Consider the following 20,149-nt stretch of genomic DNA (forward strand, 5'->3'; position numbering starts at 1 on the left):
AATCCGAAAATTATATAAAAAATAGCTCCTTGAAACACTATTAAAATTGATAAGTGGTTTCTAAAATACTTTATCTTTACATTGAAATTAAAATTAATTTATGAAAAAATCAGCTATTGCATTTATTACACTTCCATTACTGCTTTTAAATATTTCCTGTGAAAAAGGAAAAGCAGCAGATGCTGAAACCGGTACTGAAAAATCAGATACCGTAAAAAGAGATACCACAGAAAAAACGACAAATCTTACAATTGATACTGTTGACTATAACAAAAGAATGGTAGCATTAAGCAATAATGACACTACCGGCAGATGGCCCGTAAAAGGACCTTATCCTTTGCCTGGCGCATTATTACCCTACAATAGAATTATTGCGTATTACGGAAATTTATATTCTACTAGAATGGGGATCTTGGGCGAACTTCCACGAAAAGAAATGTTGGCAAAACTACAGGGCGAAGTAGCCAAATGGCAAGCTGCAGATGCTTCTGTTAAAGCAATTCCCGCTTTGCATTACATCGCTGTTACTGCTCAGGGCGAACCAGGGAAAAATAACATGCACCGCCTGCGAATGCCTTTTAAACAAATTGACACTGTTATCAGCTGGGCAAAACCAATCAATGCACTAGTATTTTTGGATATTCAAGTAGGTCACAGTACCGTTAAATCTGAAGTAGCTGAACTAGAAAAATACCTTTCCATGCCGAATGTTCATTTAGGGATTGATCCGGAATTTTCGATGAAAAACGGAGAACGTCCGGGTTCCAAAATTGGGCATTTTACTGCCGCTGATATTAATGATGCCGTTGCGATTTTAGCAAACATCGTGCGCAAAAACAAACTTACTCCAAAAGTATTGGTGGTACATCGTTTTACGCAAGGAATGGTAAAAAATTACAAAGAAATTAAAACCGTTCCAGAGGTTCAAATTGTAATGGATATGGATGGTTTTGGAAGTAAAGTATTAAAAAAAGATTCGTACAGAAGTTATATTTATAAAGAGCCAGTACAGTTTACAGGTTTCAAATTATTTTACAAAAATGATAATAAAAACGATTGGAAAATGTACAGCCCGGAGGAGTTGGTGAAATTCACGCCAAAACCTATTTACATTCAGTACCAATAATTACTATTTGATTTATGAAAAATATTCTATGCCTTATTTTTGGTGGATTTATCGTACTGGTTGGCTGTCAATCAGACCCTCGTAAAATAGTTCCCGAAACGCCACTTATTACAACGCCGTTAAAAAAAGTCGTGGTCCAAAAAGTCATGGCAAATGCTGCTACTATTATTTCGAAAAAAGAAGTTCCCATTTTATGTTATCATAACATTAAAGACTTTAGCAGCAACGCAAGTGGAAACATAAAAGTGTACACCGTAAAACCCCCCGCTTTTGCAGAACAAATGAAAGCCTTAGCTGATGCCGGTTACGAAACTATTTTGCCAGAACAATTGTATGATTATTTAGTCTATGATGGTCCATTACCTGCAAAACCTATTATGATAACCTTTGATGATACCAGAGGAGAACAATTTAACATTGGTGCAACCGAAATGAAAAAATACGGTTTCAAAGGCGTGTTTTTTATCATGACCGTTTCTATTAACCGTCCCGGATATATGAGCAAAGAGCAAATCAAAAGCTTGTCTGACGACGGGCATGTTGTAGGCGCTCATACTTGGGACCATCACATGGTCACAAAATACACCGGAGATGACTGGAATACACAATTGGTAAAGCCAAAAGCAAAACTGGAAGATATAATAGGAAAACCAGTAACGGATTTTGCCTATCCGTTTGGTTTATGGAATACCGCGGCAATTCCTGAAATAAAAAAGAGCGATTATAAAATGGCTTATATATTGTCTACCAAAAGAGATGCTACTGATCCATTGTACACCATCAGACGCATCATCGTTTCCGGAACTTGGTCTACTGAAGGAATGATGAAATCTATAAGTTCTTCATTTGATAAAACAGAATAATATTGGTAAACCAATCTTATTTTAAAATTAAAAGCATTGGTTTTCTTAAACTAAGTTGGTTGGTTATAGCCATTGGTCAAAACTTACTAAACAGCCTTTATCCGTTATTTCTAAGTCTTTATAACTACAATTACCTTCCATAAAAAAAAGCACTATTATATTCGAATGAATTAATAGTGCTTTTTTTTATGGAAAAATCGTTTTTATCTTGGTGACAACCATCCTTCAGGATTATTGTAAGTTGTGTTTTGAAGGATTAAAAATTTGATTATCGTTTTTCCAGTCTCGCCATTGGTCCTTACTTTTCCAAGGCTTTGCTTAATACTCACTTTATCCCCTTTGCTAACATTGACAGAACTCAAATTTTGATATACTGTAAAGAAATCTCCGTGTTGTATCATTACCGCTTTGTTTACAGGGGATAAAACAATAACACTGGTTACCTCTCCGCCAAAAACAGCTCTTGCGCTTGCGCCACGATCTGTTGTGATTTCTACACCACTATTGTGCACCGTTATGGTATTGAATAATGGGTGCGTCTGATTACCATAACCTAAAGATATAAACCCTTTCTCTACAGGATAAGGTAATCTGCCTCTATTGGCTCTAAAATTATCCGCGATTATTTTAGATTCTGGTGTTAATTCTATTTTTGATGAAGAAACAGCAGCTTTTGAAACTGGAGCACTTGGATTAGCTTTTGCTTTTTCTAAGGCCGCTTTTCTATTGGCAGCAGCAATCGCTTCTCGTATTAATTTATTAATTTGTCTGTCAATTACTCTGTATTCCTGTTGTCTTTTTCTAATTTCTTGGGAAATCTTATTCTTATCTTTTTTGATAACGCTCACCAACTTCAATTGCTCTTTTTTCTCTTTTTCCAAAGACAATCGTTCTTTTTCATTTTCAGCAATGAGTTTTTGTTTCGCCTTTTTTTGAATATTTAATTTTTCATTATAATCCAATAATTTGGTAGACTTCGTTTTTATTTCTTCTCCCTGTGTTTTTCTATAGCTCGTATATTGCTTCATGTACTGGGCTCTTTTGTATGCCTGTAAAAAATTTTCTGACGACAATAAGAACATCGCTCTACTTTCTGATGAACGGCTTTTATATGATTTCACAATCATTTCAGCATAATCTTCCTTAAGTATAGCCAATTCCTTTTTTAGCTTATTAATTTGCACTTGATTGATATACATATCATTTCCAAGCAATTTAGTCTGCTTTTCGGTTGTGTTTATTAATTTTTCTTTAAGTTTTATTTTAGTGCTTTGAACAATCACTACATTGACCGCAGATTTTTCTTTTTTCTTAACGGTTTGTAACAACCTTTCATTTTCTCTAATTTCTTTTTGAATTTGAGCTTTACGTTCTTCTAATTTTTCTTGTTGGGATCCCTGACTCCATACTAATGAGGTCATCGCGATAAAAATTAGGCTGAGGAGAAATTTTGGCATATTAAAAAAATATTTTTGCTAATTTACTTAATTATAATTCTTTTGTACCCATTTGGAACACTATATGGAAAAGAAAGTTCTTCATTGAACGTTACTGTGTTGTAATCCAGATTAATTTCAGTATTGCCTTTCTTCTGGAAAGTATTAATCAAAACACTTGTAGGCAACGTTGCCTCATTGTATGCTTTATTGTCAGCATAAGCCACTTTTATCATTCGTTCTTCGGCAGTTTGAGTAATTTCTTGTTTTTGAACCAAAAACTTATCGGCATCCAAAAAGAATGATTTTTTAGTATTTGAATTCGAAGTATCATCTAATCGGTACGTTTGTTCCAATAATGATTCGAGATATTTTCCTTTTGTTAAATCATCAATTGCTTCTCCCAACAACATATTTTGAATTTTACTATAATTCAAATCAGTTCCCAGCCATTGACTTAAACTGCTGAAATCACCTTCAAAATAACTACCGTTTATCTTTTCATAATAATTAACTGATTTTGGCGTAATCAATGCTTTCGCCATTGTGATTCCAAGAAAACGGATGCTTACCAAAATTTGTTCGTCCTTCTTAATCCTAATTTCGGCCGTAACATTCTGAGTTTGTTTGTTGTCAGCATAACGGGCGTTTGACTTAATATATAATGTAGAAAATTGATTTTTATTGTTGTAGTGATTTTCTATGATTTTTTTGGAAGTCATATAACCCGCTTCCGTTGTTGGGGCATTACTGGTCGCAACCGCAATGGCTTTCGATTTACACGACACCATAAAAAGAGTTAAGACTACTACTATTGCTATTTTTTTCATTATTTTTTTTCTTTTAGTAATTGATTGACTTTGGAAAAATACATTTCTTTTTTCTTGAAATCCCCTAACCCGTTGTACGCTTCTCCCAACTGAATGTTGAAATTTATTTCTAATGCTCTGTCTTCCAATACATAATCCAATCCCATTTCTAACATGTTCTTGGCTTTTTTAAATTGTTGCAATTGATTATTCGCCATTCCTGAGTAATAATAAAACTGCGGTTGTGTTGGAAAAGTTTCCATCATTGCCGACGCTTTTTTGACAACTAATTCAAATTGCTTAGTTTCTGTATACGTTTGAAGCAAAAGCAAATTAGTTTCGATATCATCTCCTGAGCCATTTTTCAATGCTTGTTCATAAAACTTTGTCGCTTTTTCCCATTGCTTTTTTGCATGGTAAAACTTTCCTATTTCCTTAGCGACATTAACTGCTGCGTCAGTATCAAAATACGAAATCGCTTTTTCTAAATCAGCTGTGTACTGCGGATTTTTATCTGCAAAAATCAAAAACTCATTCAGTATTCTGTGTTTTATTTTAGCATCAATTTTGGCACTGGCCAAAACCACATTCATGGCATTTATTGCCTTTGGTGCGTCATTAGTATCCAGATAATTTTTGAATAGCGTTACTTGAGCCCATTCAGAATTGGGCAAAGCTTTTTCGAGTTTTTTAACAATTTCAAACGCTTTTGCTTCTTCATTATTTTTCGAATACAAAACAATCAAGCTGATATAATTAGACTCTTCTTTTGGATTCTTTTCAATTTGCTCTAACAAATTTGAAGCTTCCATATTCTGAAATTTTCCTTCAGATAAAATCTGGCTTTTGTATAAATCCCGTCTGTCCGTTTTTCCAAATGTTTCGTTTAACTCGTTAATTAAATCCAAGGCTTTGTCAAACTGTTTGGTTCCCATATAAAGTGATGTCAAATCTTCTTTATACTTCTCGTCAAATACTATCAATTTATTAATCACCATTATTGCCTGGTTGTAATCGCTAGTTTCATAACTCACATCATACATTCCCACCCAGAACCATTTGTTTTTTGGATCAATTTGTGTGGCTTTTTCAAATGAAGAATAGGCGTTTTTATATTCCTTTAATGCTAAATAATTTTTCCCTAATTCATAATATACAGCGGGATCATTCGGTTTAATCTTGATGCATTTATCCAAAGCCACTACCGCTTTATCATAATTTTCGATTCCTTTTTGAAGCAATGATTCATAAAAAAATTCCTGAAACTGATCTGAATCGAGCTTAATTTCTTCAGGCTCTGTTTGTGCCAATAACAAAGCTGGATTGCATTGCAAAACCAGAAATAAAAGTATTAAGGCGCTTTTTTTCATGCTGTTTTTAATCCTGAATCTTTAAATATATACAAGAATTGAACCGTTTTTATTCTAAAACCGAATAGTCTCCAATACTGATGCTTGTAAAGTTACCATCAAAACTAGTATGATTCCCAATCATTGCATTATCTAAATGTGCGTTTTTTATATGAGAGTGCGTTTGTACCAAACTATTTTTAATACTGCTGTTTACTACATGACATCCTTTTCCTAAAGAAACATTAGGGCCAACGGTTGCGTTTATCAACACTACATCTTCCCCAATGTAACATGGCGGAATAATTGTGGCGTTTTCTAACTTGACATTAAAATCTACCAAATGTGTTCCATCATTGTGCAAGAAACCTAACATTCTGGAATTTGTATCTACCGTAACGTCTTTATTTCCGCAATCCATCCACTCGTCAACTTTTCCTGGTACAAATTTCATGCCTTTTGCCATCATTTGCTTGATTCCGTCGTTAATTTGATATTCTCCACCGTGAATAATATTATTATCTAACACTAATTGAAGTTCGTTTTTTAAAACAGCAACATCTTTAAAATAGTAAATTCCAATAACGGCGAGATCCGAAACAAATTCCGTAGGTTTCTCCACCAGCTCCACTATTTCATTCGCTTCGTTTAAGTTGATTACACCAAAAGCTTCTGGGTGAGCTACTTGTTTTACCCAAATAACACTATCCGCATTTTGATCTAAATCGAAATCAGCACGAATTAAAGTATCGGCGTAAGCAATCACAGCTGGTCCGCTCAAAGAATCTTTGGCACACATAATGGCGTGGCCAGTTCCTAAAGCTTCGTTTTGGTAATAAATAGTGCCTTTGGCACCTAATTTTTGTGCGATAGCAAGGAGTTCTTCTTCTACTTTTTTACCAAAACTTTCGTGGATAATAAAAGCAACTTCTTCGATATCTTGATTCAATACGCCAGCAATATCTTCCACCAGACGGTGAACGATTGGTTTCCCGGCTACAGGAATTAGTGGTTTAGGAATAGTTAATGTATGTGGGCGAAGACGTGAACCACGACCGGCCATTGGGACAATTATTTTCATATTTTATTTTATTAACCGCAAATTTTACGAGGTTTTCACAAAATTCACGAAGGGTTTTTTATATTATTTGGCCACAGATTAAACTGATTTCTACGGATTTTTATTTGAAATTTCTTCAAAATACCCTCTCGTTTCACAACTGGAAACTGTGACTGAAAACTAAAATACTGAGCACTGATTACTACTTCACTCCTGTACTTCCAAAACCACCTTCGCCTCTGGAGGTTTCTGTTAGTTCTTGTACTTCAATCCACTCCGCACGTTCGTGTTTTGCTATGATAAGTTGTGCGATGCGTTCACCGTTTTCGATGACAAAATCTTCATTGGATAAATTTACTAAAATCACACCAATTTCACCCCGATAATCTGCATCTACTGTTCCCGGAGAATTCAGGACCGTAATTCCTTTTTTGGCAGCCAAACCGCTTCGTGGACGCACTTGTGCTTCGTAACCTATTGGTAATTCTATGAAAAGACCTGTTTTTACGATGGTTCTTTCCAGTGGTTTTAGATTTATCGAAGCTGTTAAGTTGGCTCTTAAGTCCATTCCTGCTGACGCTATGGTTTCATAGTTTGGCAAGGCGTGTTGTGATTTGTTGATTATGTTTATTGTCATTGTTTTTTTTATTTAAAAAGACTGAAGGAATAAGTCGCGACTTGTCTGTATATGATCTTTCGTATTGTTTTCGATTTTTTAGCCCTGATAGCAGTGGAAATCCTTTTCCTTTTTTCTTTGAAAAGGAAAAGATTATAACGAATAGCAGGAAATAGCTCCTAAAAAATTAAATTCTAATTCTTTTTTCGACTCAAAATTTTGGTTAATAATTCTTTTTCATTGTAGTATATAAAATACATGAACACGAGTAATAATGTAATTCCGACATAATAATTCTCTCTGAAGCCATAAAATGAAACTGCCGAAAATCCTATTGAAATCAATAGATACATACCGATTTTATTGGTGTCGTAGGGAATGGGATAATATTTATTTCCAAAATAATAGGAGATAAACATCATGCTTCCATAAGCTGCAATCGTTGCAATTGCTGAACCGTAATAGCTCATTGTTGGGATTAGCAGGTAATTTAACACGAGTGTAATTATGGCGCCAATAATGGAAATATAAGCTCCAATATGGGTTTTGTCTATCAGTTTGTACCACACGGAAAGATTGGTGTAAATACCCAGAAAAAAGTTAGCCAAAATAATCAATGGTACCACTTTCATGGCTTCCCAATAAGACTCATCCTGAATCATGATGACTTTTAGTACATCGGCAAAAACGATGACGGACAGTAAAATAAAAGAGCCAAAAATGACAAAATACTTGGTTATCGTGGCGTAGGTTTGAGGCGCATCCTGATTGTCAGCGTGGCTGAAAAAGAACGGTTCAATTCCTAGTGTGTATGCCGTGCGGTACAAAACCATGAACAAACCCAGTTTGTAACAGGCAGAATACACTCCTACTTCAGCAGCAGCGATATCAGGCGGCAATAAATAGCCCAATAAAATTTTGTCAAACTGTTCGTTGATCGCAAATGCGATTCCGGCAACCATAATAGGCAAGCCATACTGCATCATTCGTTTCCAAAGCTTGTAATCAAAATGCCATTTCAGCAAAAGGTAATTAGGGGAAAGTACTAGGAATGTAACTAAGCTTGCAACGATATTAGAAACAAAAATATAGCCTATTTGAAAATCTTCGAGGTAAAAAGAACTTAAAAAACTATCGGGATTTGATTGTGCAATGGCTGGTAAATAACTCAAAAAGAAAAGGTTTAAAACCAAATTGATTGCAACATTTCCAATTTTGATACTGGCATATTTTATGGGTTGCTGATTGACCCTTAGTTTAGAAAAAGGAACAATCACCAAGGCATCAAGTACTAAAATCCAGATGGTGTACATAATATACTGCGCATCAATTCCAGACCAAATTGCCAATTTATTTCGGAATAATAAGGCTAGAAATAAAAACGAAAGTGACGTCCAAAAAAGTGAAACCGATGTCGTTTCCACCACTGAATTCTTATTGGTTTCTTTGTTGTAAAACCTAAAAAAAGCAGTTTCAAATCCGTACGCAAGGATGACATTAAAAAAGATCATCCAGGCAAAAATAATAGAAACCTTACCATATTCGGTTTTTGGGAGCAAATCTGTGTATAATGGAACCAGTATAAAACTGAACATTCTTGGTATGACTGTAGCCAATCCATAAATGGCAGTCTGTTTAAAAAGATTTTTATATAATCCCAAAATGATGTGTCTATTACTATTTATAAAAACAAAAATAACGAATTCTTTGGTTTAATCATCTGAAGTGAATATTTGTTTTGGAACAGAACTACCTCCGACAAGAACTGATTCATTTTTACCAAAATTACCTTAATGGCTTTTCTATGGGATTTGTTATTTTGAAAAAATAGGTTTTATTCTCTTTCTTGTATTCTAATACCGCTTCATTAGGCTTCAAATCAAATTTAGATTTTTGAATAACCGGTGCTTTATTCCCATATTCTTTGGCAGGATTACTATCCAGAATCAAATCTTCTTGTTTATTGCTTTGATAAAAATGTGCTACAAAAGTGTTTTTAGTGATTTCTTCAACCGGAGATTCTTGATTGTGAAAATAGATTTTCTTCAGTTTGATGTTTGCCGCAAGTGGTTTTTTGAATTCGATATAAAAATGAGTGCCGCCGTTTTCGGTACCGTCTTTCATTTTCTGATAAAAAGCCGATAGTATTTCTTGGGGAAACTCCGTTTGAAATTCTTGTTTCATGGCACAGAAAGTCAGGCTGATTCCAGTGATAAATAAGAGACCAATTATTTTATATCCTTTCATAATTCTCAATTTAGCTTAATCCTTCTTCGTTTAAAATCTTAAGAAAGTGAAATCCTTTTGGCACATAACCTTGATTGTAATAAAAACGATGTGCCGTGAAATTTCCTGTAAAAGCATCTAAAACAATCATCGTACAGCCGGTTTCCTTGGCTAAAACATCAACATAATCTGTCATCATTTTGCCCAACCCTTTAGAACGATGCTCCGGATGAACAATAAAATTATCAATCTCGATGTATTTTCCCGACCAAAGTTTTGTTCCTGACCAAAGTCCGGAAACTGCTACACAAACCTCATTTTCAAAAACGGCAACCTGCTTGTAATTATGCGGAATCATCTCGATAAGATACGTTTCATATTTTTCTACCGTAAATGTGGGATATAAAAATCGCATTACTTCAATGTTCCCAAGCATTTCCGCTACAGTGGTGAGTTCTCTGATTTCTAATTGCATTCTTCCTAGTATTATTTTAAACTATAAAATTAAACAAAAAAAGAGCCAACATCTGTTGGCTCTTAAAATATATTTTGAATCAATACTTTATTACCCATTCAATGCTTCTGCTCCACCAACAATCTCTAGGATTTCATTAGTAATAGAAGCTTGACGTGCTTTATTGTAAGTCAATTTCAATTGATTTCTCAATTCAGTTGCATTATCCGTTGCTTTGTGCATGGCTGTCATACGCGCTCCGTGCTCTGAAGCAAATGAATCACGAATTCCTTTATACAATTGTGTTTTTAATGATTTTGGAATCAAAGTCAACACGATTTCTTCTTTTGAAGGTTCAAAAATATAATCTCCAGTCGAAACTGCAACATCAGATTTTATCGGTGCTAAAGGCAAAAATTGTTCCGTTTGAATGATTTGTGTTGCGGCATTTTTAAATTGATTGTAAATCAACTCTATTTTATCGTATTCACCAGAAAGAAATTTCTGAGTCAAAAGATCTGAAATCTTAGCTACGTTATCAAAAGTCAAATCATCAAAAATAGCGCTTTGATTGTCTACCACAGATAGTGTTTTACTCAAAACATCGTTTCCTTTTTTACCGATAGCAAAAATATCTACTTGTTTGCCTGCGTAAAATTCAGCACGGTTTTTAGCGCCTTTAATTGCATTCGTATTAAAAGCACCTGCTAAACCTCTGTTTGAAGTTATCACTACTAATAATACCTTCTTGATTTCACGTTGTGTAGTAAACTCTCCACCGGCATCACCTTCAAGTGTTGCAGAAAGATTTTGCAATAATTCCGTTAATTTTTCGGCATAAGGGCGCATTGCTGTGATTGCATCTTGTGCTTTCTTTAGCTTTGCTGCAGAAACCATTTTCATTGCCGATGTGATTTGCATCGTAGATGAAACGGAAGTAATTCTATTACGGATTTCCTTTAAATTTGCCATTGTTTTGTAAGTATTAAGTAGTAATTGTTAAGTAGTAAGTAATAAAGAAAACCTTACTACTTACTACTTAAAATTTAAAACTTTTTTAGTTATATTTTGCTGATAATTCTTTTGCTACAGTTTCGATTACATCTGTAATTTCGTCTGTCAATTTTCCTGCTTTCAACGCATCAAGAGTTGCTCTGTGTTTGTTGTTCAAGAATTCCAAGAAATCTTTCTCAAATTCTCTTACTTTGTTCACAGGAACATTTCTCAATAAGTTTTTAGAACCCGCATAGATAATTGCAACTTGGTCTTCAACAGTATAAGGATCGTTCAAACCTTGTTTCAAGATCTCAACGTTTCTTCTTCCTTTTTCAATTACGTTCAAAGTAACGGCATCAAGATCAGAACCAAATTTAGCAAACGCTTCCAATTCACGGAATTGTGCTTGATCCAGTTTCAAAGTACCTGCTACTTTTTTCATGGATTTAATTTGTGCATTTCCTCCAACACGTGATACCGAAATACCAACATTAATTGCTGGACGAACCCCAGAGTTAAACAAATCTCCATCCAAGAAAATTTGACCATCTGTAATCGAAATTACGTTTGTTGGGATGTAAGCAGAAACGTCACCAGCTTGAGTTTCAATAATTGGTAAAGCAGTCAATGAACCACCCCCTTTTACAATTGATTTCAATGAATCTGGTAAATCGTTCATGTCTTTAGCAATTCCATCATCTGCAATTACTTTACAAGCACGTTCTAATAATCTACTGTGAAGGTAGAAAACGTCTCCAGGATATGCTTCACGTCCCGGTGGTCTTCTCAATAAAAGAGAAACCTCACGATACGCAACAGCTTGTTTAGATAAATCATCATAAACAATTAAAGCCGGACGACCTGAATCTCTAAAATACTCTCCAATTGCAGCACCTGCGAAAGGAGCATACACTTGCATTGGAGCTGGATCAGAAGCATTAGCAGCAACAATAATGGTATATGCCATTGCGCCTTTTTCTTCTAACATTTTAGCAATTCCTGCTACAGTTGACGCTTTTTGTCCAATTGCAACATATATACAGAATACTGGTTTACCAGCATCATAAAATTCTTTTTGATTTAAGATGGTATCGATACAAACAGTTGATTTACCTGTTTGACGGTCACCAATAACTAGCTCACGTTGTCCACGACCTACTGGAATCATAGCATCTACTGCTTTAATACCTGTTTGTAATGGCTCAGTAACTGGTTGACGGAAGATAACTCCAGGAGCTTTTCTTTCCAAAGGCATCTCATATAAATCTCCACCGATTGGTCCTTTTCCATCAATTGGAAAACCAAGGGTGTTTACTACACGACCTACCATTTGTTCTCCTACTTTAAGAGAAGCAATACGTTGTGTTCTTTTTGCAGTTGAACCTTCTTTGATTCCTGTAGATGGTCCTAAAAGCACCACACCTACATTGTCTTCTTCAAGATTCAAAACAATAGCTTCTAATCCATTGTCAAATTCAACTAACTCTCCATATTGAACATTAGAAAGCCCGTAAACACGAGCAATACCATCTCCAACTTGAAGTACTGTTCCTACTTCTTCTAGTGTAGCACCAGATTCAAAACCTTCTACTTGCTTTCTTAATATTGCTGAAATTTCAGCAGGTTTGATTTCCGCCATCTTAATTTATAATTTAGACACTTAAATGTGCAATAAAACTAATTACTTAACTCTCTTTTTAATACTTGTAATCTGTTGGCTACTGAAGCGTTGTACTGCTTGTCGCCTATTCTTAAAATAAATCCTCCAATGATAGAAGCATCTACTATATTTTCGATTGTGATTTTTTTATCCGAAAGGGTTGCAATTTTAGCCAAAACTTTAGCTTCTAATGCTGCATCCATAGGAATCGCTGTAGTAACCTGCGCTACTTCAATACCATTCATAATATCCGATAATTTACTGTACTCTATTGCAATTGCTTCTAGAATTTCGAATCTTTTGTTTTCAAATAACAAATGAAACAACCCTTGGGTCACACCATTGCTATCGGCAAAAACTTCTAACAGTGCTTTTTCTTTAACTTCCACTTTCATGGTAGGATTTTGAATAAAAGTACTCAATTCCAAATTACCATTAATTGTTGAAGCAATCAATTTCATATCGTTATTTACAACTTCGGCAACACCTTTTGAGTTTGCTAAGTCTAGAATTGCTTTTGCATAACGAATTGCTGCTCTTGTACTTGCCATAATTGTTAGTTTAACTTTACGTCACCTAACATTTTCTCAACTAATTTAGTTTGAGCTTCTTTGTTAGATAATTCGTCTTTCAATATTTTTTCTGCGATACTCAATGATAATGTTGAAACTTGTAATTTCAATTCTGCCATAGCTGCATTTTTTTCACTTTCAATTGCTGCTTTGGCTTGTTCAATCATTTTCAGACCTTGAGCTTGTGCTTCGTTTTTAGCATCAGCAACCATTTTCTCTTTCATTTCACGAGCATCTTTAAGCATGTTGTCACGCTCTAATCTTGCTTCTTGTAAAATACGTTGATTGTCTGCTTGCAGGTTTTGCATTTCTTTTCTAGCATTTTCAGCAGATAACAAGGCATTTTTGATTCCTTCTTCTCTATCATTAACGGCATCCAGAATTGGTTTCCAAGCGAATTTTTTTAACAAGAATATCAATCCAACAAATATTACTATTTGCCAAACAAACAAACCAAACGAAAAATCATTTATTAACTTATCCATTATATCTAATTATAAATTTTAAAGTATGAATTGCTTTTTATCGCAATTTGTAATGTTTTAATTTTAAAAACACTAGTTACAACCAACCGTTGTTAACTAGTGTTTTTTTTAAGTTTTTAATTAAGATGCGAATAACGCAGCAAAACCAATACCTTCAATAAGTGCAGCTGCGATAAGCATAGCTGTTTGGATTTTTCCAGAAGCTTCTGGTTGACGAGCAATAGCGTCCATTGCTGAACCACCAATTCTACCAATACCTAAACCTGCTCCGATAACAATCAATCCTGCTCCTACAATAGTTGGAATTTCCATAATATATAAATTAAAAATTAAACATTCTTATTAAGAGTCTATAGTTGCAAAGTCTACTGTCATAAAGTCACGCTGACTTTTAAACTTTCGACGTTTGACCATTCGACTTAATGGTGAGCTTCGTCGTGATGATGCTCTTCGTTTCCTGCTCCAAAATAAAGCGCAGATAACATGGTAAAAATATATGCTTGTAAAAATGCAACCAATATCTCAAGAATAGAAAGTGCAAATGCCAATCCAAAAGACAAAGTACTTCCAATCCAGCTTTTAAAGATAAACATTAAACCAATGATGCTCATCAAAACAACGTGTCCTGCTAAAATGTTAGCGTACAAACGTATCATTAATGAAAATGGTTTGATGATTGTTCCCAATAATTCAATTGGAGCCAAAATAAATTTCATTGGAGTTGGCACACCTGGCATCCAGAAAATGTGTCCCCAGTAATTTTTATTAGCCGTAAAAGTTGTGATTAAATACGTTAACAAAGCTAATGATGCTGTAATAGCAATATTTCCTGTTACGTTAAATCCTAGTGGAGTTAATCCTAATATATTTAAAAAGAAAATAAAGAAAAATATAGTCAATAAATAACTCATGTATTTTTTATATCCTTTTTCTCCAATGTTTGGAATGGCAATTTCGTCTCTTACATAAAGAACAAGTGGCTCAAAGAAACGACCAGCTCCAGTAGCAATCCCGCCATTTTTAGCATATGATTTTGCTAAACCTGTAAACAATACAAACATCAAGACTGCTATTCCTAAAATACCGACTACACTTTTTGTAATAGATAAATCTAGTGGAGTTGCATTTGTTGGATGACCGTGCTCTTCTGTTAAAGCTCCATCCGCCTCGGTTTTGTATATTTTTTCGTGATGCAAAACATAGAAGTTCCCGTTATGTTCTGCAGTTTCTTCACCATGATGAAATTTTGAAGAAGAAAATACTTGCAAACCATTATCCCAAAGAATAATTGGCAATGAAATACCATTGTGTGATCCTGTTTCTTTATCAGCATTGAAGGTGAAAGAATGAGAATCCAAAAGGTGATGATTGATAAATTCCTTAATTTCAGATTTCACATCTGTTGGTTCAGCATGAGCTCCTTCGGCTGCCTCATGGGCAACTTCTGTTTTTACTTTCACAGTATCCTGTTCAGGATTTGCAAAACTAATTAAAGGAAGACACGCTACTAAAGTCGCTAATATAAATCTAAGTGGTTTGTTTGAAATCACCATAACAGTTAATTATCTTAATTTATTACGTTTCTGAAATTTGGTGCAAAGGTACATCTTTTATTAATATTCAAAAGAATATAAAAAATTATTTTTGATGGATTTGTTCCTAGAATAACATATTTATTGCTTTTCGTTTAATATGCGTATTGTTAATATGGTTTCAATTGCTAAAAAGAGAATAAACATCATAAAAAAATTCTTTTTCTCTATTGCATTGTTTTGAATTGTAACCTGCAATATAGGCTTTAAGATCAGATAACAAACTATCATTTTAATACTGGTACTCAAAAGAAATGACATACCCACATTATCAAAACTGCGTTCTTTGACTTTTATCAAAACCACAAATACCATAATAGACAAACCCAGAAATAATAAATAAAGGGTTTCTATCGTATAATAAAAAGTGGCATCCTCTATATTTAACACATAAAAAGTTGCCTTATGAACCACATAAGCTAATCCTGCAAGTGCCAACAAAGGCAAAAGCGGTTTGTAATTTTTTAAATTCATTGTGTTATTTTTTGCCGTAACGGCACTAAGGTGAAAAGTTATTTTTAATTTATGCGACCATTCAGACTTTAATCGCTCGTTTTTATTAATTTTTCTTTTGAAAAATCATTGCGTTTTATTGATTTCGTTTACCTGTCGTATCACATTATACAAAGCCAGTGCAACGCCAACCAGTACTAAAATTTTACTGTAATATACTTTTGGGTGCGGATGATTTTCGTCTAACCAGTCTCCCAGATAGGAAAACAGAAAGATAATGGCTCCCATTTGAATCGGAATGTTAATGAGCGCAAGCCATTTATTCGCTCTTTTTTTGTTGGGATTGTTGTCCATCGTTCTGGATTAGATTTTTCACATTCGTCTTCATTGTGCAAGAAGCACTAAAATCAGCACCGGGCTCCACTGATAGTTTTCCTGTGGTAACTTCTCCGTGAATACTGGCTTTTGATTTTACATTCAGCACTTCGTTAACTTGAATTTTTCCGTCAAATTTCCCTTCAATATCCGCATTTTTACACACAATATCTCCCGTAACGCTCCCGGCCGGACCAATAACAATTTTCCCACCAGACTGAAAATTCCCTATCAAATTACCATCTAATCTAAAATCAGCTTGCGAAATAATATCGCCTTTTATAGTAGTTCCTTCAACAATTCTATTGGTTTTACCCAAAAGGTCAGTGTATGATTTTTGCTTTTTATCAAACATATTTATGGATTTTTTGGCGCTAAATAAGTGTCCATATTTTTCTTGATTTGAATCACTTTGTAGTTCTCTCCCGAAACCACAATAGCAGGATCGACCAATTTATATTTCACATTATCCTTCAACACAAAAACAATGTCTTTAGCGAAAACTTCTGATTTTATTCCGTGAATGGTGATAAAATTTTCTTTTTCAGTATAAATATCATAGGAATAATATAGTTTCTGTGAGCTTTCTGCAGCAATAAACATTTTGATTTTTTCCGCTATTGCTTTTGTGTTTTTATCCTCTCGTGAGCCTACTCGGTATAAAATTTTCCAATTATTAGAGTCTGTCGTACTCAACTCCATTTTCTCTAAAAACGGAATCTGACTTGTCAGGATTTCTACCGCATTTTTGCCTTCTTCGCTATTCGGATAATTATCAGCCACTCCTTGCAAGGCATTTTTGTAAGCTGTTACTCCTTTTAGTTTTCCAATGGCATTTGCTTTAAGCAATTCGAATTTTGATACAATTTCATCTCCCGAAAACTGATTAATCAAAGCGTCTGAGTTCTCTAAAACTGGAACAAATTGTTCTTGTTGGTACAATTTATACCATTTTGTATAGGCACTTTCCGGTGTTTCATTTACTGAAGCCACATTGGAGCTTGTATTGTTTACAATTTGTGCATAACGAGAATCCGGATATTGAGCCGATATTCTTTTTCTCATCGCTTCCGCTTTACTTGCATCGGTGATTTGATATAATTTATACAAATTATACATTGATGGAAGCACCAGCTTTTCCTCTGGATTATTGTTTAATAATTGATCCAGTTTAGCGATGGCCAAATTATTTTCTTTGAATTTTTCTTTATAAATAATCCCTAATTGGTAATAGGCAAAATTACGTTCTTTACCAATGCTGTCTATCGCTGTTTGTGCTATTGGAAGTTGTTTCATATAAAAATCTGTGGTGTATTGCTCCACGATTTTCTCCGCTGTTGATACCTCTTCAACAGTTTCTTTACCATCATCATTCGTCGGATCTGCCGAAGTTGGATTTGCAGCACTAGATGATAATCTCCAATTGCCATTCAGAGTTCTATCGCCCCACGTTTTTTTGAATTCTATTTTTCCAAATGCCACGGTCGTAGGATTATAAAAATAAAAAATACTCCCTGCTTGTTGCGAGGAAACATTAGTAATCGCCGGCGGCATCAATGCTGATTTTTTTGCTGATTTTCCTGGTTCTTGATTAGAAGCTGGATCAATAGAACCGGTTGTACTATTTCTTTCTTTGTTTTCTTGTTTTTCTTTACGTTTTTCTTCTAAAACTCTTTTGATTTCATCCTCTTCTTTTAATTTGACGATGTACTTTTCAAAATAAGCTGTTTTATCACTCTCGTTTAATGAAACAACATTCAAAATACTGTCATTTCTTTTGGCAAGAGCCTCATACAAAATCACTTCATCCAGATTAGTTCTAATTTTTTGAATTTTATTATGCTCTCTGGTTTTGTCATTGAGTTTAACCAATGTACTGTCATAATATTTTGCAGCGGCAGAATATTCCGCATTTCTAAAATACATATTTCCTAAATTTCGGTAATTTGAAGCTACTAAATAGGAATCTTTTGAATCTGTTCTTAAAGATAAGTTGTAAAAATCTAACGCTTTCTTCTGATCGTTTTTCTGATCATAAAATACCGCCGTGTGATTAAAAATCAAGTCTTTATACGGTCTGTTTTCTCTGTCTTTTGCCAGTTTATCAAATGTTTTTGTAAAGGAATTGAAATCCCCGTTTTGATAATCAAACAATTCTGCTTTTTTAGCATGCGCCTGAATGACAAATTTCCTGTCTGCTTTTCGGTTCATGTCAATCACTGATTGATACGCACTGGCGGCGCTATCTTTGTATCCCAATTGTTGATACAATTGTCCCAAAACAAAACGATATCGTGCTCTTTCCTGATTTACTTTGGTAAACGCTATGGCTAGTTTTAGTTTAGCAACTGCGCTGTCTTTTTCCTCTAAGTTCAAAAAAGACTCTGATAAAAGCGCATTTGCATCCGCAAAAACCTGTTTTTTTACTTCATGGTCTTCTAATAATTTACTTATGTTTTTTATCACCAAAGCATCATTTCCTAAACGCATATTGGTTTTTTCACGCCAAATTTTAGCCTCATAAATCTTGCTGCTGTTAGGATACTTGTATAAAATATAGTTGAATGCGTCAAGTGCCGGAACAAATCGTTGGTCGTAATAACGGGATTTACCAAGCATAAGATACGCTTCATCAATTTGAGCGTTTTTTTCTCTTCCACCAATGTTCATGGAATGTTTTTGAATGGCTTTGGTCGCTTTAGCTTCTGCCAATTCAAAATTTGTGTTTTTAGGTTTTGTTGTAGAACTCAAGTCTTCTGCTATTTGCATTTTCTCTATTGGCAGGCGTTTCCAAAAATCATCATCACTGTTGGATTTTATTTCCTTAACTCCTTTGTCCAAACCTACTTGACCGTTGTATAAAATATTATATTTGGTACTTAAGGCGTGGGAATTTCTGGCCATAAAAGTATCTCTCTTAGTAGAACAGGCTACTAAAAAACCGAAGAATAAGAAGAAAAATAACTGTTTGAATCTATTGACTTTCAATGGAAAACGTTTTTATCAATTAACTTTTAAATATGCTTTTTAGTATACTGACTGGTAAAAATACGTTTCTTTTTGATATCGTGAAAATTATCGGGGTTTATTTGAGTCTCATCACGCGTGAGGGATGTAACGCAAATCCTTTTTTATTCTTTTTTTTAAGAATAAAAAAGATTGAGAGTGAAAGCCCGACCCGGTTTTTTTCCGGGTCACGCCCAAATTATACTCTTACTGGCTTGAATGCCAAACTTTTTTATTTGGCAAATTAAAAATAAACCACGAATTCGCTAATGAAACACTCCAATTAATAAATGCAATTAGCGAATTAGCGGTCAACTGTTTTGTCTATAGCTGTTATGTTGAATTTTAAACCGCAAAAAACGCTTCTAATTCCTTTAATGTTTCTTCAGAAGTTTGAATGTCTTTGACCACTTCGCCTTTATGCAAAGCGACAATCCTGTCACTTACCTCAACGGTGTGCAACAAATCGTGGCTGGAAACCAGTACCGTAACATCCGGATTATCGGCTAAATCCTTGATGATTTTTTTTAATCTAAATTGTGTCGTTGGATCTAAATTAGCAAACGGTTCGTCCAGAATAATCACCTCCGGATTTCCGATTAATGTGGCGATGATACCCACTTTTTTCTGATTTCCTTTAGATAAATCACGCAAATATTTTTTATTTTTAAGGATTTCTCCGTTAAAAAATTCTTCATGTGTGGCCAATAAAGCATCGACATCGGCTTTGTTTTGTCCGCGTAAATCGCCTATGAAATAAAAATATTCTTCGGGAGTTAAGTACCCTATCAGAAAGCTTTCATCGAGGAAAGAAGCCGTGAACGGTTTCCAGTTTTCGCTGGTGTTTACTTGTACCTCGTTATTGACAACATTCCCTGTTGATGGCTGGATTAAATCCAATAAAAGGCTGAAAAAAGTGGTTTTCCCAGCTCCGTTATTTCCCACTAATCCAAAGCTTTCGCCTTTTTTTATTTCTAAAGTATCTATTTTTAATACGGTTGTTCCGTTGTATGTTTTCGAAAGGTTGTTTACTTGTATCATTTTTGAAAAAGTTTATTCGGTTATTTGTTG

The 20,149-nt window shown here is 34.5% G+C and carries 21 protein-coding genes; 2 read left to right on the plus strand and 19 right to left on the minus strand.

The annotated features are described in order from the left end of the window. Positions 1-100: 100 nt before the first annotated feature. Together ACNQGD_RS04255 and ACNQGD_RS04260 are read left to right on the plus strand one after the other, a co-directional pair. Positions 101-1,126, plus strand: a complete 1,026-nt coding sequence (locus tag ACNQGD_RS04255) for a hypothetical protein (RefSeq protein ID WP_417998418.1) — start codon at positions 101-103, stop codon at positions 1,124-1,126. Between the two features lie 14 nt (positions 1,127-1,140). Next, entirely contained in the window at positions 1,141-1,989 is an 849-nt protein-coding gene (locus ACNQGD_RS04260; protein ID WP_417998419.1) for a polysaccharide deacetylase family protein, read from the plus strand. 203 nt (positions 1,990-2,192) lie between these two features. Here ACNQGD_RS04260 and ACNQGD_RS04265 read toward each other — a convergent pair whose 3' ends face one another. The 19 genes from ACNQGD_RS04265 to ACNQGD_RS04355 form a co-directional block, all read right to left on the minus strand. After that, positions 2,193-3,410 (minus strand): murein hydrolase activator EnvC family protein, encoded by a 1,218-nt coding sequence (locus ACNQGD_RS04265; RefSeq protein WP_417995757.1) that lies wholly within the window; start codon positions 3,408-3,410, stop codon positions 2,193-2,195. 59 nt (positions 3,411-3,469) lie between these two features. Continuing rightward, the gene (gene lolB1, locus ACNQGD_RS04270; protein ID WP_417998420.1) at positions 3,470-4,255 is read right to left on the minus strand and encodes a lipoprotein insertase outer membrane protein LolB1; all 786 of its coding nucleotides are present in this window, start codon (positions 4,253-4,255) and stop codon (positions 3,470-3,472) included. Beyond that, on the minus strand, positions 4,255-5,604 hold the full coding sequence (locus ACNQGD_RS04275) for a tetratricopeptide repeat protein (protein WP_417998421.1): 1,350 nt from the start codon (positions 5,602-5,604) through the stop codon (positions 4,255-4,257). The genes lolB1 and ACNQGD_RS04275 overlap by 1 nt, the downstream gene beginning before the upstream one ends. A 49-nt stretch (positions 5,605-5,653) precedes the next feature. Beyond that, positions 5,654-6,664, minus strand: a complete 1,011-nt coding sequence (locus tag ACNQGD_RS04280) for a sugar phosphate nucleotidyltransferase (protein ID WP_417998422.1) — start codon at positions 6,662-6,664, stop codon at positions 5,654-5,656. 181 nt (positions 6,665-6,845) lie between these two features. Continuing rightward, complete coding sequence (dut, locus tag ACNQGD_RS04285; RefSeq protein ID WP_417974771.1) at positions 6,846-7,280, minus strand: dUTP diphosphatase; 435 nt, start codon at positions 7,278-7,280, stop codon at positions 6,846-6,848. Positions 7,281-7,453: 173 nt separating this feature from the next. Further along, the gene (locus ACNQGD_RS04290) at positions 7,454-8,920 is read right to left on the minus strand and encodes a lipopolysaccharide biosynthesis protein (protein WP_417998423.1); all 1,467 of its coding nucleotides are present in this window, start codon (positions 8,918-8,920) and stop codon (positions 7,454-7,456) included. Between the two features lie 124 nt (positions 8,921-9,044). Beyond that, positions 9,045-9,506, minus strand: coding sequence for a hypothetical protein (locus tag ACNQGD_RS04295; RefSeq protein ID WP_417998424.1), 462 nt, complete (start codon positions 9,504-9,506; stop codon positions 9,045-9,047). Between the two features lie 10 nt (positions 9,507-9,516). Further along, positions 9,517-9,960, minus strand: coding sequence for a GNAT family N-acetyltransferase (locus tag ACNQGD_RS04300; RefSeq protein WP_417998425.1), 444 nt, complete (start codon positions 9,958-9,960; stop codon positions 9,517-9,519). Between the two features lie 90 nt (positions 9,961-10,050). Then, on the minus strand, positions 10,051-10,911 hold the full coding sequence (gene atpG, locus ACNQGD_RS04305; protein WP_417998426.1) for an ATP synthase F1 subunit gamma: 861 nt from the start codon (positions 10,909-10,911) through the stop codon (positions 10,051-10,053). Between the two features lie 85 nt (positions 10,912-10,996). Next, positions 10,997-12,574: a F0F1 ATP synthase subunit alpha gene (atpA, locus tag ACNQGD_RS04310; protein ID WP_126455013.1), complete on the minus strand. Its 1,578-nt coding sequence runs from the start codon at positions 12,572-12,574 to the stop codon at positions 10,997-10,999. 38 nt (positions 12,575-12,612) lie between these two features. Then, positions 12,613-13,146: an ATP synthase F1 subunit delta gene (gene atpH, locus ACNQGD_RS04315; protein WP_417989717.1), complete on the minus strand. Its 534-nt coding sequence runs from the start codon at positions 13,144-13,146 to the stop codon at positions 12,613-12,615. Between the two features lie 5 nt (positions 13,147-13,151). Then, positions 13,152-13,652: a F0F1 ATP synthase subunit B gene (locus ACNQGD_RS04320; RefSeq protein WP_417959060.1), complete on the minus strand. Its 501-nt coding sequence runs from the start codon at positions 13,650-13,652 to the stop codon at positions 13,152-13,154. Between the two features lie 120 nt (positions 13,653-13,772). Then, positions 13,773-13,964 carry an ATP synthase F0 subunit C gene (gene atpE / locus ACNQGD_RS04325; RefSeq protein WP_073353856.1) on the minus strand — a complete coding sequence of 64 codons (192 nt, stop codon included), beginning with the start codon at positions 13,962-13,964 and terminating at the stop codon, positions 13,773-13,775. A 107-nt stretch (positions 13,965-14,071) separates the two neighbouring features. Next, entirely contained in the window at positions 14,072-15,205 is a 1,134-nt protein-coding gene (gene atpB, locus ACNQGD_RS04330) for a F0F1 ATP synthase subunit A (protein WP_417998427.1), read from the minus strand. A gap of 120 nt (positions 15,206-15,325) precedes the next feature. After that, positions 15,326-15,718: a hypothetical protein gene (locus tag ACNQGD_RS04335; protein WP_417998428.1), complete on the minus strand. Its 393-nt coding sequence runs from the start codon at positions 15,716-15,718 to the stop codon at positions 15,326-15,328. A gap of 105 nt (positions 15,719-15,823) precedes the next feature. Beyond that, positions 15,824-16,051 carry an AtpZ/AtpI family protein gene (locus tag ACNQGD_RS04340; protein ID WP_417992866.1) on the minus strand — a complete coding sequence of 76 codons (228 nt, stop codon included), beginning with the start codon at positions 16,049-16,051 and terminating at the stop codon, positions 15,824-15,826. Beyond that, complete coding sequence (locus ACNQGD_RS04345) at positions 16,017-16,427, minus strand: bactofilin family protein (protein ID WP_417998429.1); 411 nt, start codon at positions 16,425-16,427, stop codon at positions 16,017-16,019. Before ACNQGD_RS04345 ends, ACNQGD_RS04340 begins: the two co-directional genes overlap by 35 nt. Positions 16,428-16,429: 2 nt before the next feature. Further along, positions 16,430-19,060 carry a type IX secretion system periplasmic lipoprotein PorW/SprE gene (gene porW, locus ACNQGD_RS04350; RefSeq protein ID WP_417998430.1) on the minus strand — a complete coding sequence of 877 codons (2,631 nt, stop codon included), beginning with the start codon at positions 19,058-19,060 and terminating at the stop codon, positions 16,430-16,432. A gap of 363 nt (positions 19,061-19,423) precedes the next feature. Beyond that, on the minus strand, positions 19,424-20,119 hold the full coding sequence (locus ACNQGD_RS04355; protein ID WP_417998431.1) for an ABC transporter ATP-binding protein: 696 nt from the start codon (positions 20,117-20,119) through the stop codon (positions 19,424-19,426). Positions 20,120-20,149 lie beyond the last annotated feature (30 nt).

The sequence above is a fragment of the Flavobacterium glucosi genome (genome assembly GCF_048286535.1).
Taxonomy (GTDB): Bacteria; Bacteroidota; Bacteroidia; order Flavobacteriales; family Flavobacteriaceae; genus Flavobacterium.

Excerpts from the sequence above, each read along its gene's own strand:
- dut (WP_417974771.1), bottom strand. The coding sequence starts at position 7,280 with ATGACAATAAACATAATCAACAAATCACAACACGCCTTGCCAAACTAT.
- ACNQGD_RS04260 (WP_417998419.1), top strand. The coding sequence starts at position 1,141 with ATGAAAAATATTCTATGCCTTATTTTTGGTGGATTTATCGTACTGGTT.
- atpB (WP_417998427.1), bottom strand. The coding sequence starts at position 15,205 with ATGGTGATTTCAAACAAACCACTTAGATTTATATTAGCGACTTTAGTA.
- ACNQGD_RS04335 (WP_417998428.1), bottom strand. The coding sequence starts at position 15,718 with ATGAATTTAAAAAATTACAAACCGCTTTTGCCTTTGTTGGCACTTGCA.
- ACNQGD_RS04355 (WP_417998431.1), bottom strand. The coding sequence starts at position 20,119 with ATGATACAAGTAAACAACCTTTCGAAAACATACAACGGAACAACCGTA.
- atpH (WP_417989717.1), bottom strand. The coding sequence starts at position 13,146 with ATGGCAAGTACAAGAGCAGCAATTCGTTATGCAAAAGCAATTCTAGAC.
- ACNQGD_RS04320 (WP_417959060.1), bottom strand. The coding sequence starts at position 13,652 with ATGGATAAGTTAATAAATGATTTTTCGTTTGGTTTGTTTGTTTGGCAA.
- ACNQGD_RS04340 (WP_417992866.1), bottom strand. The coding sequence starts at position 16,051 with ATGGACAACAATCCCAACAAAAAAAGAGCGAATAAATGGCTTGCGCTC.
- ACNQGD_RS04295 (WP_417998424.1), bottom strand. The coding sequence starts at position 9,506 with ATGAAAGGATATAAAATAATTGGTCTCTTATTTATCACTGGAATCAGC.
- ACNQGD_RS04265 (WP_417995757.1), bottom strand. The coding sequence starts at position 3,410 with ATGACCTCATTAGTATGGAGTCAGGGATCCCAACAAGAAAAATTAGAA.
- atpG (WP_417998426.1), bottom strand. The coding sequence starts at position 10,911 with ATGGCAAATTTAAAGGAAATCCGTAATAGAATTACTTCCGTTTCATCT.
- ACNQGD_RS04280 (WP_417998422.1), bottom strand. The coding sequence starts at position 6,664 with ATGAAAATAATTGTCCCAATGGCCGGTCGTGGTTCACGTCTTCGCCCA.
- atpE (WP_073353856.1), bottom strand. The coding sequence starts at position 13,964 with ATGGAAATTCCAACTATTGTAGGAGCAGGATTGATTGTTATCGGAGCA.
- ACNQGD_RS04300 (WP_417998425.1), bottom strand. The coding sequence starts at position 9,960 with ATGCAATTAGAAATCAGAGAACTCACCACTGTAGCGGAAATGCTTGGG.
- lolB1 (WP_417998420.1), bottom strand. The coding sequence starts at position 4,255 with ATGAAAAAAATAGCAATAGTAGTAGTCTTAACTCTTTTTATGGTGTCG.
- ACNQGD_RS04255 (WP_417998418.1), top strand. The coding sequence starts at position 101 with ATGAAAAAATCAGCTATTGCATTTATTACACTTCCATTACTGCTTTTA.
- ACNQGD_RS04275 (WP_417998421.1), bottom strand. The coding sequence starts at position 5,604 with ATGAAAAAAAGCGCCTTAATACTTTTATTTCTGGTTTTGCAATGCAAT.
- atpA (WP_126455013.1), bottom strand. The coding sequence starts at position 12,574 with ATGGCGGAAATCAAACCTGCTGAAATTTCAGCAATATTAAGAAAGCAA.
- ACNQGD_RS04345 (WP_417998429.1), bottom strand. The coding sequence starts at position 16,427 with ATGTTTGATAAAAAGCAAAAATCATACACTGACCTTTTGGGTAAAACC.